Annotated in this window: 13 protein-coding genes and 1 other RNA gene; 12 read left to right on the forward strand and 2 right to left on the reverse strand. The window is 72.1% G+C overall.

All coding sequences use genetic code 11. From position 1 onward, the window contains the following. Window positions 1–612: LPXTG cell wall anchor domain-containing protein (locus tag ACZ60W_RS11680; RefSeq protein WP_469755166.1), on the forward strand; the 612-nt coding region annotated here is incomplete at its 5' end. Between the two features lie 105 nt (window positions 613–717). Here ACZ60W_RS11680 and ACZ60W_RS11685 read toward each other — a convergent pair. After that, a complete protein-coding gene (locus ACZ60W_RS11685; RefSeq protein ID WP_366304856.1) occupies window positions 718–900 on the reverse strand; it encodes a hypothetical protein in 183 nt (60 codons plus the stop codon). Window positions 901–1,134: 234 nt separating this feature from the next. Between ACZ60W_RS11685 and ftsE the strand changes: the two genes are divergently transcribed. From ftsE to ssrA, 5 genes are all read left to right on the forward strand, one after another. Next, window positions 1,135–1,824 (forward strand): cell division ATP-binding protein FtsE, encoded by a 690-nt coding sequence (gene ftsE / locus ACZ60W_RS11690; protein WP_030692056.1) that lies wholly within the window; start codon window positions 1,135–1,137, stop codon window positions 1,822–1,824. 29 nt (window positions 1,825–1,853) lie between these two features. Continuing rightward, window positions 1,854–2,771: a permease-like cell division protein FtsX gene (gene ftsX / locus ACZ60W_RS11695; protein WP_469755167.1), complete on the forward strand. Its 918-nt coding sequence runs from the start codon at window positions 1,854–1,856 to the stop codon at window positions 2,769–2,771. A gap of 78 nt (window positions 2,772–2,849) precedes the next feature. Further along, complete coding sequence (locus ACZ60W_RS11700) at window positions 2,850–4,037, forward strand: S41 family peptidase (RefSeq protein ID WP_469755168.1); 1,188 nt, start codon at window positions 2,850–2,852, stop codon at window positions 4,035–4,037. A gap of 18 nt (window positions 4,038–4,055) precedes the next feature. Beyond that, a complete protein-coding gene (gene smpB, locus ACZ60W_RS11705) occupies window positions 4,056–4,595 on the forward strand; it encodes an SsrA-binding protein SmpB (protein ID WP_469755169.1) in 540 nt (179 codons plus the stop codon). An 89-nt stretch (window positions 4,596–4,684) separates the two neighbouring features. After that, window positions 4,685–5,078: a transfer-messenger RNA gene (gene ssrA / locus ACZ60W_RS11710) on the forward strand. Window positions 5,079–5,165: 87 nt separating this feature from the next. Here the strand turns inward: ssrA and ACZ60W_RS11715 are convergent. Continuing rightward, entirely contained in the window at window positions 5,166–6,419 is a 1,254-nt protein-coding gene (locus ACZ60W_RS11715; RefSeq protein ID WP_469755170.1) for an MFS transporter, read from the reverse strand. Window positions 6,420–6,502: 83 nt separating this feature from the next. On the opposite strand from ACZ60W_RS11715, the gene ACZ60W_RS11720 reads away from it, so the two are divergent. The 6 genes from ACZ60W_RS11720 to ACZ60W_RS11745 all read left to right on the forward strand — a co-directional run bounded on the left by ACZ60W_RS11720 (window position 6,503) and on the right by ACZ60W_RS11745 (window position 15,633). Further along, complete coding sequence (locus tag ACZ60W_RS11720; RefSeq protein ID WP_469755171.1) at window positions 6,503–7,516, forward strand: LysR family transcriptional regulator; 1,014 nt, start codon at window positions 6,503–6,505, stop codon at window positions 7,514–7,516. Between the two features lie 186 nt (window positions 7,517–7,702). After that, the gene (locus ACZ60W_RS11725; protein ID WP_469755172.1) at window positions 7,703–9,058 is read left to right on the forward strand and encodes a nitrate/nitrite transporter; all 1,356 of its coding nucleotides are present in this window, start codon (window positions 7,703–7,705) and stop codon (window positions 9,056–9,058) included. Between the two features lie 84 nt (window positions 9,059–9,142). Continuing rightward, window positions 9,143–10,279: a uroporphyrinogen-III synthase gene (locus ACZ60W_RS11730; RefSeq protein WP_469755173.1), complete on the forward strand. Its 1,137-nt coding sequence runs from the start codon at window positions 9,143–9,145 to the stop codon at window positions 10,277–10,279. 576 nt (window positions 10,280–10,855) lie between these two features. After that, on the forward strand, window positions 10,856–13,186 hold the full coding sequence (locus tag ACZ60W_RS11735; protein ID WP_469755174.1) for a HelD family protein: 2,331 nt from the start codon (window positions 10,856–10,858) through the stop codon (window positions 13,184–13,186). A gap of 411 nt (window positions 13,187–13,597) precedes the next feature. Then, window positions 13,598–15,028 carry an NAD-dependent malic enzyme gene (locus ACZ60W_RS11740; protein ID WP_469755175.1) on the forward strand — a complete coding sequence of 477 codons (1,431 nt, stop codon included), beginning with the start codon at window positions 13,598–13,600 and terminating at the stop codon, window positions 15,026–15,028. 323 nt (window positions 15,029–15,351) lie between these two features. Next, a complete protein-coding gene (locus ACZ60W_RS11745) occupies window positions 15,352–15,633 on the forward strand; it encodes an HU family DNA-binding protein (protein WP_017237029.1) in 282 nt (93 codons plus the stop codon). Window positions 15,634–15,736: the final 103 nt, after the last annotated feature.

Here is a 15,736-nt window from a genome sequence, read left to right on the forward strand (position 1 = left end):
ACCACCGGCGGTAACGAGACCACGGGTGGCAACGAGACCACCGGCGGTAACGAGACCACGGGTGGCAACGAGACCACCGGCGGTAACGAGACCACGGGTGGCAACGAGACCACCGGCGGTAACGAGACCACCGGCGGTAACGAGACCACGGGTGGTAACGAGACCACGGGTGGCAACGAGACCACCGGCGGTAACGAGACCACCGGCGGCAACGAGACCACCGGCGGCAACTCCGGCTCGAACGGCAGCTCCGGTTCGAACGGCAACGGCGGCAACTCGGCCACCGGCGGCAACGGCTCCGGCGCCGGCGGTTCGGCGTCCACCGGCGGCTCCACCTCCACCACCGGTGGCGGTTCGTCGACCGACGGCGGCGCCGGCACCTGCACCGTCGACCTCGACGGCGCCGAGTGCGTGGACACCGACACCAACAACCCGGACACCAACAACGCCGGCTCGCAGCCCGTGCAGCAGGGCCAGGCGAAGGAGGAGCTCGCCGAGACCGGTGCGGCCGAGACCTCGTTCCTGGTCATCGGTGCCGCGACGATGATCGCCGGCGGCATCGGCTTCCGCATGCTGCCGCGCCTCGTCGCCGGTGGCCGCACGGCCGCCTGACGCACCCGCGTCCGCGCGGACCGCGCATGACGAAGGGCCGGGGAGCCTCGCTCCCCGGCCCTTCGTGTGGTTCCGGCTCGTACGGGCCCCGTGGGCCCTTCCGGATCAGACCGTCCGGACGGCCGCGAGCAGCGCGATGGCCGCCAGCAGCGCGATCGCCAGCGTCAGCAGCATCGCGGGCGACGGACCCTGGGGGGTCAGTCGCTCCCGGTTCGCGCGGCAGACGGGGCAGCGGCCCTCGGCGACCGGGGCCGCGCAGTTGGCGCACACCAGTCGGTCGTAGGTCATGCGCTCTCCTCCTCCCGCACTGGGGTACACAACAGGACAACGTCCGGTGGGACCCGGACGTTCCCCCTACCACTGTGCCAGCTCCACGGCGTTTCGGCGCGCCCCACCGGTACGTCCCCGTTCCGCCGGAAGCGCGAAAAGGATAAAGCACGCAAGCCAGGACCGCGACTGCGCGGGCCTTCCCCGGTCGCGTAAGGTCACGCTCACCTACTCCCGGCCGACCGTGGTGCATCCGTGATCCGATTCGACAACGTCTCCAAGTCCTATCCGAAGCAGAGCCGCCCCGCCCTCCGGGACGTCTCCCTGGAGATCGAGAAGGGGGAGTTCGTCTTCCTCGTCGGTTCCTCCGGCTCCGGAAAGTCGACTTTCCTGCGACTGCTCCTGCGTGAGGAGCGCGCCAGCCAGGGCCAGGTGCACGTCCTCGGCAAGGACCTGGCCCGGCTCTCCAACTGGAAGGTGCCGCAGATGCGGCGCCAGCTGGGCACCGTCTTCCAGGACTTCCGCCTGCTGCCCAACAAGACCGTCGCCGAGAACGTGGCCTTCGCCCAGGAGGTCATCGGCAAGCCCCGCGGAGAGATCCGCAAGGCGGTGCCGCAGGTGCTCGACCTCGTCGGGCTCGGCGGCAAGGAGGACCGGATGCCGGGCGAGCTGTCGGGCGGTGAGCAGCAGCGCGTCGCGATCGCCCGTGCCTTCGTCAACCGCCCGATGCTGCTGATCGCCGACGAGCCCACCGGCAACCTCGACCCGCAGACCTCCGTCGGCATCATGAAGCTGCTCGACCGGATCAACAGGACAGGGACCACCGTCGTCATGGCGACCCACGACCAGAACATCGTCGACCAGATGCGCAAGCGCGTCATCGAGCTCGAAAAGGGCCGCCTCGTCCGCGACCAGGCGCGCGGCGTCTACGGATACCAGCACTGAGCCTGTAGCGAGTAGGAGAAAGCAGACCCATGCGCGCTCAGTTCGTGCTTTCCGAGATCGGCGTCGGTCTCCGGCGCAACCTCACGATGACCTTCGCGGTCATCGTCTCCGTGGCCCTCTCGCTCGCCCTGTTCGGCGGCGCGCTGCTCATGCGCGAGCAGGTCAGCACGATGAAGGACTACTGGTACGACAAGGTCAACGTCTCGATCTTCCTCTGCAACAAGACCGACGCGGCCACCGCGCCCAAGTGCTCCAAGGGCGCGGTCACCGGTCAGCAGAAGGAGCAGATCGAGGCCGACCTGAAGAAGATGGACATCGTGGAGGACGTCCACCACGAGTCGGCCGACGAGGCGTTCAAGCACTACAAGGAGCAGTACAGCGACACCGCCATCGCCTCCGTCATCACGCCGGACCAGATGCAGGAGTCGTTCCGGGTCAAGCTCAAGGACCCGGAGAAGTACAAGGTGGTCGCCACGGCCTTCGCGGGCCGGGACGGCGTCGAGTCGGTCCAGGACCAGCGGAACATCCTGCAGAACCTCTTCGACCTGATGAACGGCATGAACATCGCCGCGCTCGGCGTCATGGGCCTGATGCTGATCATCGCGCTGATGCTGATCGTCAACACCGTCCGCGTCTCGGCGTTCAGCCGGCGCCGCGAGACCGGCATCATGCGGCTCGTCGGCGCGTCCAGCTTCTACATCCAGATGCCGTTCATCATGGAGGCCGCGTTCGCCGGACTCCTCGGCGGTGCCGTCGCCTGCGTCCTGCTGCTCGTCGGCCGGTACTTCCTGATCGACCACGGCATCGCGCTCGCCGACAAGATGCAGCTGGTCAACTTCATCGGCTGGGACGCCGTCCTCGCCAAGCTGCCGCTGGTGATCGCCATCGGGCTCATCATGCCCGCCGTGGCCGCCTTCATCGCGCTGCGCAAGTACCTCAAGGTGTGAGAAGTCACGTCTGACGGTCCGTGGCGTCGTACGGCCAAAGCCCGTGCGGCGCCACCGCCTTGTCCTAGAGTGGGCGGCATGCCGGCCGGCACCGACCATCTCTGTATCCGGCCCCGCGGACTGGTCCGTGGGGCCGTTCTGACGTTGGTCTTCACCGGCGTCCTCGCCACGGCCGCCGCCACCGGCGCCCTGCCGCGGCAGGAGGCCGAGGGAGCGCAGGCGTCCGCCGCGCGGCCCGCGGCCCGCGGGGGAGGCGATCCGCAGACCGTCGACAGCGCCGCGCTCAGCAGGGCCGCCGCCGCGGCCATGGCCGACGGGAAGTCGGGCAAGCAGGCCGCGGAGGAGTTCGTCAGCCGCAGCGGCGACCGCTGGGGCGCGGTGTACGACAAGAGGGAGTACGCCGAGTTCGAGCGGTCCCTCGACGGCTCCTACACCGGAGTGGGGCTCTCGGCGGGCCGGGCCGGCGCGAAGGGCGTCCGCGTGACCCGGGTCCAGGAGGGCGGCCCGGCGGCCCGGGCCGGACTGCGGGCCGGGGACCGGCTCGTCGCCGTCGACGGCCGCGCGGTCGAGGGACTCTCCGTCTCCGAGGTGGTCTCCCTGCTGCGCGGCGAGGGCGTGCCCGGCTCGTCCGTCGTCCTCCGCCTGGAGCGGGGCCGCGCCGCCTGGACGCAGACGCTGCGCCGGGCGCGGCTGGCGACCGACCCGGTGACCGTCCGGCGGCTCGACGACGGCACCGTGCTGATCCGGGTCGCCGCCTTCACCAAGGGCGCGGGCACGCGCGTGCGGGACGCGGTACGGGCCGCCCCGGCCGGCGCGGGCGTCCTCCTGGACCTGCGGGGCAACGCGGGCGGGCTCGTCGCCGAGGCCGCCGTCGCCGCCTCGGCGTTCCTGGACGGCGGGCTGGTCGCCACGTACGACGTGAAGGGCGAGGAGCGGGCGGTGTACGCGGAGGGCGGCGGCGACACGGCGCGGCCCCTGGTGGCGCTGATCGACGGCGGCACCATGAGCGCGGCCGAGCTCCTCACCGGCGCCCTTCAGGACCGGGGCCGGGCGGTGACGGTCGGCTCGCGCACCTTCGGCAAGGGGTCGGTCCAGATGCCGAGCACCCTGCCGGACGGCTCCGTCGCCGAGCTGACCGTCGGGCACTACCGCACTCCGGCCGGTCACGCGGTCGACGGCAACGGCATCACGCCGGACCTGGCGGCGGGCGAGCGGGCCGAGGAACGGGCCCGGACGGTATTGAGTGGCCTCGGAGGGGGCTCGTAGTGCGAAAATGACCGCACTATGGCAAAGGGACTCGTGAACGTGCAGGGCAAGCCTGCCAAGAAGACACAGGACAAGGCGCCCGAGCGCAAGCTGATCGCGCAGAACAAGAAGGCGCGCCACGACTACCACATCATCGACACCTACGAGTGCGGTGTGGTGCTCATGGGCACCGAGGTGAAGTCGCTGAGGATGGGCCGGGCGTCGCTCGTGGACGGCTTCGTCCAGATCGACGACCACGAGGCGTGGCTGCACAACATCCACGTCCCCGAGTACATGCAGGGCAGCTGGACCAACCACTCGGCGAAGCGGAAGCGCAAGCTGCTGCTGCACCGGGCGGAGATCGACAAGCTGGAGTCGAAGGCGCAGGAGACGGGTCACACGATCGTGCCCCTCGCCCTGTACTTCCTGGGCGGCCGGGTGAAGTGCGAGATCGCGCTCGCCAAGGGCAAGAAGGAGTACGACAAGCGCCAGACCCTGCGGGAGAAGCAGGACACGCGCGAGACGAACCGGGCCATCGCGGCGGCGAAGCGGAAGCAGCGGGCGGCCCAGTCCGCCTAGCGCCGGTTATACGCTGGCGACGGCGCCCGTCGGTCACGTACGATGGGACCTGCACCCCGGTGAGGGTGCGCCTTTTGAAAAAACAACATGGGGATGATCGGTTTCGACAGCGGATGTCGAAGCAGTGGGAAGCGTGTCGAGGAAGCGGCAATGATCTCGTAAACCATATGTCGCAACCAATAATCGCCAACTCCAAGAGCGATAACTCCCGCTTCGCCCTCGCTGCCTAATTTTAGGTAACGAACAGAAGCCTCTGTGAGGAGCGTCAGCCCGGGGGTGGTCCCGACCCGGATCCTGGCGTCATTAAGGGATCTAAACCTCCAGCCCCGGTCACGGGGGTCGGAGGGAAATCAAACAGTGGCTGAGCCCGTTCCGGACTTGTCTGGGTGATCCGGAGGGCTGAGAAACTCGTACCAGACTGCACACGGAGAAGCCCTGATTCTGCACCGTTGGACGCGGGTTCGATTCCCGCCATCTCCACTCATCCCATGTGGGCGAAGGCCCGGCAGTCATCACGACTGCCGGGCCTTCGTCATGCCCGGACGCGCCGCCCGGCCCCCGCTCCCGGCCTCAAGCCCCGGTGCGGGGCCGGCCCACGCCGGTCGCCGCGCACAGGGCGAGGGCCAGGGCCGCCGCGGCCGTCGGCAGGAGGAACCCGAAGGCGGGGAAGGGCGCGTGGTCGGCGGCCCAGCCGCCCGCGGCGGAGCCCGCCGAGACGCCCGCCAGGAGAGCCGTCACAGCCAGCGTCATCCCCTCGTTGAGCTGCGAATCCGGCGTGAGGCGCTGCACCAGCGCCATGCCCGTGACCATCGTCGGCGCGGTCGCCATGCCCGCCACGAGGAGACCGGCGGCGAGCGCCGCGAGGGAGCCGGTCGAGGCCGCGAGCAGCGGCATCGCCATCAGCAGCGTCATCGCCGCGAGGCACGTGCGCAGGCGGGCGGAGCGGCGGGCGCGGCCGTAGAGGAGCCCCGCCGCGCAGGAGCCCGCGGCCTGGAGGGCGAGCACGGGGCCGGCGACGGGCCCGTCCACGAACGCGAGGGCCACCACCTCCATGGCGCCGAACACCGCCCCGGTGGCCAGGAAGACCGCGAGGAGCGGCGCCATGCCCGGGGCGCGCAGCGGCGAGCCGTGGGAGGTGCGCCCGGCGACGGGCGGCTCGGTGGAGCGCTGCGCCGCGAAGAGCAGGATCCCGCCGAGGCTCAGCGCGGCCGCGACGAGGGTGCCCGCCTCGGGGAACAGGACCGTGCAGAGGAACACGGAGAGGACCGGGCCGAGCATGAAGCAGAGCTCGTCGGCGGCCTGCTCGAAGGAGTTGGCGGTGTGCAGGGCGGCCGCGTCGCCCCGCAGGAGACGCGCCCAGCGGGCCCGGGACATCCCGCCCGTGTTCGGCAGGGTGGCGGTCAGCGCGGTGACGAGGAACAGCGTCCAGGCCGGCGCCCGCTCGTGGACGCAGACGACCAGGACCACCCGCCCCAGGACCGCGTGGAAGGTCGCCGGGACCGCGACCCGGGCCTGGCCGTGCCGGTCGACGAGCCGGGCGATCCACGGGCCGGCCACCGCCCCGGCGGCCAGCCCGGCGGCGGTCACCGCGCCGGCCAGGGCGTACGAGTCGTAGCCGGCCGCGATCATGATCACGGCGCTGATCCCGAACATCCCCGCCGGCAGCCGGGCGATCAGGTTCCCCGCGGTGAACGCACGGGTCCCGGGGAGGGCGAAGAGCCGCAGATACGGGTTGCGCGGCGCCCGCCGGGCGGGTGCGGCGGCGCGGTAGCGGGGGGCGAGGGCCGGGCCCGCCGGGGTCAGGGTGAGGTCCGGTCTCGGCATGGCACCAGCCTCGCCGGAGCCGCCCGCGGGGGTCCAACACCTGATCGGTGGCCATTCACGCACCCGTGTTGTTGAATGCGCCGATGGCCCCCTCGTACGACATCGACCCCCGGCTGCTGCGCGCCTTCACCGCCGTCGCGGAGGAACTCCACTTCACCCGCGCCGCCGCCGGCCTCCACGTCGCCCAGCAGGCCCTGAGCCGCGACATCCGGCGCCTGGAGCGCGAACTGGGCGCCGAACTGTTCGTACGGACCACCCGGCAGGTCGCCCTCACCCCCGAGGGCGAGCGGCTCCTCCCGTACGCGCGCCGGGTGTCGGCCGCCCACGACGAACTCCTCGACGCCTTCCGCGCGGCCCAGCGCCCCCTCCTCGCCGACCTCAACACCCCCGGGCTCGTCCAGGAGCGCATCCTGCGCCGGGCCCGCGAACTCGCCCCCGACCAGGAGCTGATGGCCCGCTTCGAGAGCGGCCTGACCGGCGCCGTGCGCGAGATCCTCGCCGGCCGCCTCGACACCTCCTTCGGCCGGTACGGCGGCCTCGACGCCGGCCTCATGGCCCGGCTCGACGCCCAGTTCGTCCGGTACGAGCGGATGGCCGTGCTCCTCCCCCAGGACCACGCCCTCGCCGCCCTGCCCGAGGTGCCGCTCGACGCACTCGCCGGCGAACGGGTCTACGCGGGCGCCGGCAACGACCGGACCCCCGAGTGGACCGACCTCGCCACCCGCCTCTTCGCCGGACGCGGCATCGAGGTCGCCCCGCCCGCGCCGCTCGCCGTCGGCCCCGAGGAGTTCCGGCGCGTCATGGCCAAGAACCGCCACCCGGTCCTCGCCGTCGTCGACTTCCCGCCCATGCCCGACTGCGTCCTGCGGCCGCTCGTCGACCCCGTACCCCTGTCACCCGTGAGCCTGGTGTGGCGCAAGGGACTGCGTCACCCCGCCCTCGACGCCCTGCGGACCGCCGCCGCGGAGATCGGCGCCCAGGAGGGCTGGCGGACCCGCCCCGCCGGCTCCTGGCTCCCCGCCGACGAACCGGGGCTGCCGGCGACGGGCACCGCCCGGGCCGGGCGGAGGGCCGCACCGGCGTCGAGTACGGCTTGAGCGGGGCGGGAGAGGGCCGGGACCAGAATGCGGGGGCGCTCACAGGGGCCCCGCGCTCCGGGTGAGAGCAAGGTTCCGCACCCGTCACCTCGCGGCACCGGCCTGAAACGCGGCCTCCCTAGCGTCGGCGACACGGGGACCCGGGGCTGTGGACGCCTCGGGACCCGACACCCGCGGAGGTGCGACATGAGCGGCCGTTGGATCGAACAGTGGGAGCCGGAGGACGAGGTCTTCTGGCGCGAGAAGGGCGAGCGGATCGCCCGCCGGAACCTGCTCTTCTCCGTCTTCTCCGAGCACATCGGCTTCTCCGTCTGGAGCCTCTGGTCGGTCATGGTCCTGTTCATGGGCCCGCAGTACGGCATCGACGCCGCCGGCAAGTTCTTCCTCATCGGCACCGCCACCTTCGTCGGCGCGCTCATCCGCATCCCGTACACCTTCGCCGTCGCCCGCTTCGGCGGCCGCAACTGGACGATCTTCAGCGCTCTGCTGCTCCTGCTCCCCATCGGCTTCGCCTTCGCCGTCATGGAGCCCGGCACCTCGTACACCACCTTCGTCCTGGTGGCCGCGCTCACCGGCGTCGGCGGCGGCAACTTCGCCTCCTCGATGACCAACATCAACGCCTTCTTCCCGCTCCGCAAGAAGGGCTGGGCCCTCGGCCTCAACGCCGGCGGCGGCAACATCGGCGTCCCCGTCGTCCAGCTCGTCGGCCTCCTCGTCATCGGCACCGCCGGCGCCGTCCACCCCCGGATCGTGCTCGGCGTCTACCTGCCCCTGGTCGTCGTCGCCGCCGTCTGCTCCGCGCTCTTCATGGACAACCTCGCCCCCGTCAAGAACGACACCGGGGCCGTCAAGGAGGCCGTCCGGGCCCGCCACACCTGGATCATGGCCTTCCTGTACGTCGGCACCTTCGGCTCCTTCATCGGCTACAGCTTCGCCTTCGGCCTCGTCCTCCAGACCCAGTTCGGCCGCACCCCGCTCCAGGCCGCCTCGCTCACCTTCATCGGCCCGCTCCTCGGCTCCCTCATCCGGCCCGTCGGCGGCTCCCTCGCCGACCGCCACGGCGGCGCCCGCATCACCCTCTGGACCTTCGCGGCCATGGCCGCCGCGACCGGCGTGGTGATCTACGCCTCCGTCGCCGAGTCCCTCGCCGTCTTCCTCGTCGGCTTCATCGGACTCTTCGTCCTCAGCGGCCTCGGCAACGGCTCCACCTACAAGATGATCCCCGCGATCTTCCTCGCCCAGGGACACCGCAAGGGCCTCGCGGGCGAGCCCGCCGAAGCCTACGGACGACGCCTGTCCGGGGCCTCCATGGGCCTCATCGGCGCCGTGGGCGCACTCGGCGGGCTCGGCATCAACCTCGCCTTCCGACAGTCCTTCCAGACCGCGGGCACCGGCACCGGCGCCTTCGTCGCCTTCCTCGCCTTCTACGCGGCCTGCATGACCGTCACCTGGGCGGTATACCTTCGCAGCCCCTCCGCCGTGCCCGAGACCGCCGAGGCCGTCACGGACCCGGAGCCCCGCCCCGGCTACGCGCAGGTGTGATCCCCGGTGACCGGCGCGGACCGTAACGACCAGGAAATACGGGCGAACCCCGCCCGACACGCGTCCCCGTCAGGCTCGGGCCTCATGGACGAGCAAGAACACGGCCCCCTGGCCGGCTTCACGGTCGGCGTCACCGCGGCGCGGCGCGCGGACGAACTCATCGCGCTGCTGCGCAGGCGCGGCGCGGCCGTCGTCCACGGGCCCGCGCTGCGGATCGTGCCCCTCGCGGACGACGCCGAACTCCTCGCCGCCACCAAGGAGATCATCGACCACACCCCGGACGTCGTCGTCGCCACCACCGCGATCGGCTTCCGGGGCTGGGTCGAGGCGGCCGAGGGCTGGGGTCACGGCGACCGGCTCCTCGGCGCCCTCCGCGACGTCGAACTCCTCGCCCGCGGTCCCAAGGTCAAGGGCGCCGTACGCGCCGCCGGACTCACCGAGTCCTGGTCGCCCTCCTCCGAGTCCATGGCCGAGGTCCTCGACCGGCTCCTCGACGAAGGCGTCGAGGGCCGCCGCATCGCCCTCCAGCTGCACGGGGAGCCGCTTCCCGGCTTCGTGGAGGCCCTCACCGCGGGCGGTGCCGAGGTCGTCGGCGTCCCCGTCTACCGCTGGATGGCACCCGAGGACACCGGCCCCCTCGACCGGCTCCTCGACGCCGTCCTCGCCCGCACCCTCGACGCCGTCACCTTCACCAGCGCGCCCGCCGCCGTCTCCCTGCTCTCCCGGGCCGAGGAGAAGGGCGTACGGGACGCACTCGTCCAGGCGCTCCGGCACGACGTCCTCGCCGTCTGCGTCGGCCCCGTGACCGCGCTGCCCCTCCAGGCCGAGGCCATCGACACGTACCAGCCCGAACGCTTCCGCCTCGGCCCCCTCGTCCAGCTGCTCTGCCGCGAACTCCCCGGCCGCTCCCGGGTCCTGCCCGTCGCCGGCCACCGCGTCGAGGTCCGAGGCCACGCCGTCCTCGTCGACGGGGCCCTCCGCCCCGTCCCGCCCGCCGGCATGGCCCTCCTCGGCCTCCTCGCCCGCCGGCCCGGCTGGGTCGTCTCCCGCGCCGACCTCCTGCGGGCGCTGCCGGGGGCCGGGCGCGACGAGCACGCCGTCGAGACCGCGATGGCGCGGCTGCGGGCGGCGCTCGGGACGCCGAAGCTCATCCAGACGGTCGTCAAGCGCGGCTACCGCCTCGCCCTCGACCCCGCGGCCACCCCCCGCCCCTCGCCCTGACACCACCCGCCCCGGCCTCCGCGGCCGCTGCCGCCTCGTTGTGGCCTTCGTTCCGCTGGGGCGGTGCCTGCCCGTGGGACGGGCCGGTGCCACCTTCGTTGTGGGCAACTGTTCCGCTGGGCCGGCGCCGGCCCCCGCGGCCGGTGCCAGCCCCGTTGTGGGCAGTCGTTCCGCTGGGGCGGAACGGGTGGGCACAACGGAACGGCGCCCCCTGCCGGGCCTAGGCTTCCGCGCCTGGGCCCGCACCCCGTTGTGCGGCGCACAGAGCTTGGTGCGGGTCCAGGCGCAAGGGGCGGAGGCGCCGCCTAGGGCGCCGTCCCGTGTGCCCACCCGTCCCGCCCCAGCGGGACGATTGCCCACACGGGTGGGCAAGCCAGGTTCCGGCCCCTGCCGCCGGATCGTGCGCCGCCCAGGCTCCGGCGCGGGTCACACGGCGGGCGGGCCAGGGGGGGCGTGGTCGGCCGGCGGACCTCGGGTGCGAAGTGTCCTGGCGCTGCGTGGGGGCGTGCCTGGCATGGGGGAGCGGGGTGGCGTACGCTCGACGGCTGCCCAGTGCACGTGAGAAGGGGGCCTTAGGTGGCCGCGCAGGAAGCCGTGGACACGGTCAGGGACCGTGAGATCGGTGTCGAGCAGGAACATCTGGATCAGGTCTACCGCCGTCTCGAGGAGAAGATCCACGAGGCGGAGTTCCTGATGAACGACGCGGCCCAGCGGGGCCAGGTCGGCACGCCCGGCGCCCTCGCCGAGCGCGACGCGCAGGTGTTCCGGGCCGGCATCCATCTCAACCGGCTCAACAACGAGTTCGAGGACTTCCTCTTCGGGCGGATCGACCTGCTGTACGGGAAGGACGGCAAGAAGGGGCCCGACGGCGCCTACACGTCCGTGGAGCCCGCCGAGGACGCCGTGCGCCCCGACAGCACGGCCGAGATCGGCGAGACCCTCCACATCGGCCGGATCGGCGTGCTGGACTCGGACTACGCGCCGCTGGTGATCGACTGGCGGGCTCCCGCCGCCGCGCCGTTCTACCGGTCGACGCCGGTGGACCCCGGCCGGGTGGTGCGCCGGCGGGTGATCCGTTCCAAGGGGCGCCAGGTCCTCGGGGTCGAGGACGACCTGATGCGTCCGGAGCTCCGGGCGACGCTGGACGGGCGCGAGCTGCCGGTCATCGGCGACGGCGCGCTGATGGCCGCGCTCGGCCAGGCCCGCAGCCACACCATGCGGGACATCGTGTCCTCCATCCAGGCGGAGCAGGACCTCGTCATCCGGGCGCCGGCCGCGTCGGTGACGTACGTGGAGGGCGGCCCCGGCACTGGCAAGACGGCGGTGGCGCTGCACCGAGCGGCGTACCTGCTCTACCAGGACCGGAGGCGGTACGCGGGCGGCATCCTGATCGTCTCGCCGACCCCGCTGCTCGTCTCGTACACGGAGGGCGTCCTGCCGTCCCTGGGCGAGGAGGGCCAGGTGGCGATCCGCGCGGTCGGCAGTCTCGTGGACGGCGCCGAGGCGACCGCGTACGACGACCCGGCCGTCGCCCGGATCAAGGGCTCGTCCCGGATGCTCCACGTGCTGCGCAAGGCGGCCCGCGGCGCGCTGGAGACCCCGGCCCCGCGGAACCAGCCCGAGCCGGCCGAGGACGGGGCCGCGGTGCCCGCGGGCACGCCCACGCGCCTGCGGGTGGTGGCCTTCGGCCGCCGCATCGAGCTGGAGGCGGACGATCTGCGCCGCATCCGCCACAACGTCCTCGGTGGCACCGCCCCGGTCAACCTGCTGCGTCCGCGGGCCCGCCGGCTGCTGCTCGACGCGCTGTACGCGAAGTCCGGCGCCTCGGGGCGGCACAGCGATCCCGAACTCGCCGCCGAACTGCGCTCCTCCTTCGACGAGGACGTCTCCACGGAAGACTCCTTCCTCGCCTTCCTGGACGCCTGGTGGCCGGAGCTCACGCCGCGTCAGGTCCTGGACGCGATGGCCGACGAGCGGCGGCTCGGCCGCTGGGCCCGCCGGATCCTCAACCAGGGGGAGGTCCGGCGGCTCGCCCGCGCGCTGCGCCGCCGGGCGCTGTCCGTGCACGACGTGGCGCTCCTGGACGAGCTGCACACGCTGCTGGGCGCCCCGGCCCGGCCCCGCAAGAAGCGCGAGTACGACCCGCTGGACCAGCTCTCGGGCCTGGAGGAGCTGATGCCGGTCCGGGAGGAGACGCAGCGGGAGCGGGCGGAGCGGCTGGCGGCGGAGCGCACCGAGTACGCGCACGTGATCGTCGACGAGGCCCAGGACCTGACGCCGATGCAGTGGCGGATGGTGGGGCGGCGCGGCCGGCACGCCACGTGGACGGTGGTCGGCGATCCGGCGCAGTCCTCGTGGTCGGACCCGGACGAGGCCGCGGAGGCCCGGGACGAGGCGCTGGGCAACCGGCCGCGGCGCCGTTTCGAGCTGACGGTGAACTACCGGAACCCGGCGGAGATCGCCGAGCTGGCCGCCAAGGTCCTCGCGCTCGCCATGCCGGGCAAGGAGTCGCCGCGCGCGGTCCGCTCGACGGGGGTCGAACCCCGCTTCGTCTCGGTCCCGGAGAAGGCGGATCTGGCCGAAACCGTACGGTCCGAGGCGCGACTGCTGCTGGACCGGGTGGAGGGCACGGTCGGCGTCGTCGTGGCGATGAACCGGCGCGCCGAGGCGGCGGGGTGGCTCGCCGAGCTGGGCGACCGGGTGGTGGCGCTGGGCTCCCTGGAGGCCAAGGGCCTGGAGTACGACGCCACGGTGGTCGTCTCGCCGGCGGAGATCGCGGACGAGTCCCCGGCGGGCCTGCGAGTCCTGTACGTGGCCCTGACGCGGGCGACGCAGCAGCTGACGGTCGTCGCGGGGGCCGGGGACCTGCCGGACGAGGACGGCGTGCCGGATCTGCTGCGGGACTGAGCCGGTGAGAGCCGGGTCCCGCGGCCGGTCAAGGGCGCGGGACCGATTTCAGGTCAACCTGTGGCGCTGGAATCACCACGCAGGGTGGTTTGTTAGCCTTGTCGTGGCACCGGCTCGATCCAAGCCCCCGGGCCCAACCTTCGTCCCTCAGAGGGACCACTTGCCGCGAGGCGAGCATGGCGGGTCGGTGCCACTTAGACGTATGTACGAAGTCGAGGCCCCGGTCACCTCTGGTGACCGGGGCCTCTTCTGTTTCCCCAGCATCTCTCGTATGGTGGAAACTACTTTCCGAAAACAAAATGACCGCATTACCTGCTACCGGCAGGTAGGTGCGACCATCGGAGGGCGCCGCCAGGCAACCAGCCGGGGCGGCGTAGCAACGAAGCTCAGGGAAAGCAGAGGAACTCGGCCATGGCAACGGCGCCCAGCGTCTCGTATTCGATGACGGTCCGGCTGGAGGTTCCCGCCAGCGGAACCGCGGTCTCCCAGCTCACCACGGCGGTGGAGTCCCACGGCGGATCCGTCACCGGCCTCGACGTGACCGCCTCCGGCCACGAGAAGCTCCGCATCGACGTCACCATCGCCGCGACGTCCACCGCGCACGCCGACGAGATCGTCGCCCAGCTGCGCACCATCGAGGGCGTCGTCCTCGGCAAGGTCTCCGACCGCACGTTCCTGATGCACCTCGGCGGCAAGATCGAGATGGCGGCCAAGCACCCCATCCGCAACCGTGACGACCTCTCGATGATCTACACCCCGGGCGTCGCCCGCGTGTGCATGGCGATCGCCGAGAACCCCGAGGACGCCCGCCGCCTCACCATCAAGCGCAACACCGTCGCGGTCGTCACCGACGGCTCCGCCGTCCTCGGCCTCGGCAACATCGGCCCCATGGCCGCGATGCCCGTCATGGAGGGCAAGGCGGCCCTCTTCAAGCGCTTCGCCGACATCGACGCCTGGCCGATCTGCCTCGACACCCAGGACACCGACGAGATCGTCGCGATCGTCAAGGCGATCGCCCCCGGCTTCGCGGGCATCAACCTGGAGGACATCTCCGCGCCGCGCTGCTTCGAGATCGAGGCCCGGCTGCGCGAGGCCCTGGACATCCCGGTCTTCCACGACGACCAGCACGGCACGGCCATCGTCGTCCTGGCCGCCCTCACCAACGCCCTGCGCGTGGTGGGCAAGGGCATCGGCGACGTACGGGTCGTCATGTCCGGCGCCGGCGCCGCCGGTACGGCCATCCTGAAGCTGCTGATCGCGGCGGGCGTCAAGCACGCCGTCGTCGCCGACATCCAGGGCGTCGTGCACGCCGACCGCACCGACCTGGTGGACGCCCCGGCCGACTCGCCGCTGCGCTGGATCGCCGACAACACCAACCCGGAGGGCGTCACCGGCACCCTCAAGGAGGCCGTCGTCGGCGCGGACGTCTTCATCGGCGTCTCGGCCCCGAACCTGCTGGGCGCCGAGGACGTCGCCGCCATGGCGGAGGGCGCCATCGTGTTCGCGCTCGCGAACCCCGACCCGGAGGTCGACCCGGCCGCCGCGCGCCAGACGGCCGCCGTCGTGGCCACCGGCCGTTCGGACTTCCCCAACCAGATCAACAACGTGCTGGTCTTCCCGGGTGTCTTCCGCGGCCTGCTGGACGCCCAGTCCCGTACGGTCAACACGGAGATGATGCTCGCGGCGGCCTCGGCCCTCGCCGACGTCGTCACCGAGGACGAGCTCAACCCGAACTACATCATCCCCTCGGTCTTCAACGACAAGGTGGCGGGCGCGGTCGCCGGCGCGGTGCGCACCGCGGCGAAGGCGGCGGGCGCGGGCGGTGCGCCGAGCGGGCGCTGACGGCGCGTCGCGATTCGCGGAGCCGTAAACCCGCCTTTAGGGTGGCTTTTCGGCTCCGCGTGGCTTTCGTGGAGTCGGCGGGAGTCGACAGAACGTCACCACGGCGGGGGCTCTGGCGCTTTTCGTGTGACCCCAGGGGGTGCCGGATTGGCGTTCCCGCCGCTGGTAGGGGCAGGATGCGTGTTTGGGCGCGAGGGTCTGTCATTAGACCCGGGTCCGGGGACTGTCCGAAGGCCCTGGCAGCATCGGCTTCGCTGTACCCAATCACGCGGCTTCCGCCGCGTGGCACGCCTCACAGGCAAGAAGAACACGGGAGTAACAACATGAACCGCAGTGAGCTGGTGGCCGCTCTGGCCGACCGCGCCGAGGTGACCCGCAAGGACGCCGACGCCGTGCTGGCCGCTCTCGCCGAGACCGTCGGTGAGGTCGTCGCCAAGGGCGACGAGAAGGTCACCATCCCCGGCTTCCTGACCTTCGAGCGCACCCACCGTGCCGCTCGCACCGCTCGTAACCCGCAGACCGGCGACCCGATCAACATCCCGGCCGGCTACAGCGTGAAGGTCTCCGCGGGCTCGAAGCTCAAGGAAGCCGCCAAGGGCAAGTAAGGCAGCCGAGCGCAAGCAAGGCAGCCTGTAGGCGCCGAAAGGGCGGCCACCCTGTCAGGGGGTGGCCGCCCTTTCGTTCGTGCCCGTACGGGCCCTTGCGGGC

The sequence above is a fragment of the Streptomyces sp. NPDC104202 genome, from assembly GCF_055584185.1.

Bases quoted from the DNA above. Each gene is read 5' to 3' on its own strand.
- smpB (WP_469755169.1), top strand. From the start codon at position 4,056: ATGGCAAAGGGACTCGTGAACGTGCAGGGCAAGCCTGCCAAGAAGACA.
- ACZ60W_RS11745 (WP_017237029.1), top strand. From the start codon at position 15,352: ATGAACCGCAGTGAGCTGGTGGCCGCTCTGGCCGACCGCGCCGAGGTG.
- ACZ60W_RS11725 (WP_469755172.1), top strand. From the start codon at position 7,703: ATGAGCGGCCGTTGGATCGAACAGTGGGAGCCGGAGGACGAGGTCTTC.
- ACZ60W_RS11685 (WP_366304856.1), bottom strand. From the start codon at position 900: ATGACCTACGACCGACTGGTGTGCGCCAACTGCGCGGCCCCGGTCGCC.
- ACZ60W_RS11715 (WP_469755170.1), bottom strand. From the start codon at position 6,419: ATGCCGAGACCGGACCTCACCCTGACCCCGGCGGGCCCGGCCCTCGCC.
- ACZ60W_RS11730 (WP_469755173.1), top strand. From the start codon at position 9,143: ATGGACGAGCAAGAACACGGCCCCCTGGCCGGCTTCACGGTCGGCGTC.
- ACZ60W_RS11720 (WP_469755171.1), top strand. From the start codon at position 6,503: ATGGCCCCCTCGTACGACATCGACCCCCGGCTGCTGCGCGCCTTCACC.
- ftsX (WP_469755167.1), top strand. From the start codon at position 1,854: ATGCGCGCTCAGTTCGTGCTTTCCGAGATCGGCGTCGGTCTCCGGCGC.
- ACZ60W_RS11700 (WP_469755168.1), top strand. From the start codon at position 2,850: ATGCCGGCCGGCACCGACCATCTCTGTATCCGGCCCCGCGGACTGGTC.
- ACZ60W_RS11740 (WP_469755175.1), top strand. From the start codon at position 13,598: ATGGCAACGGCGCCCAGCGTCTCGTATTCGATGACGGTCCGGCTGGAG.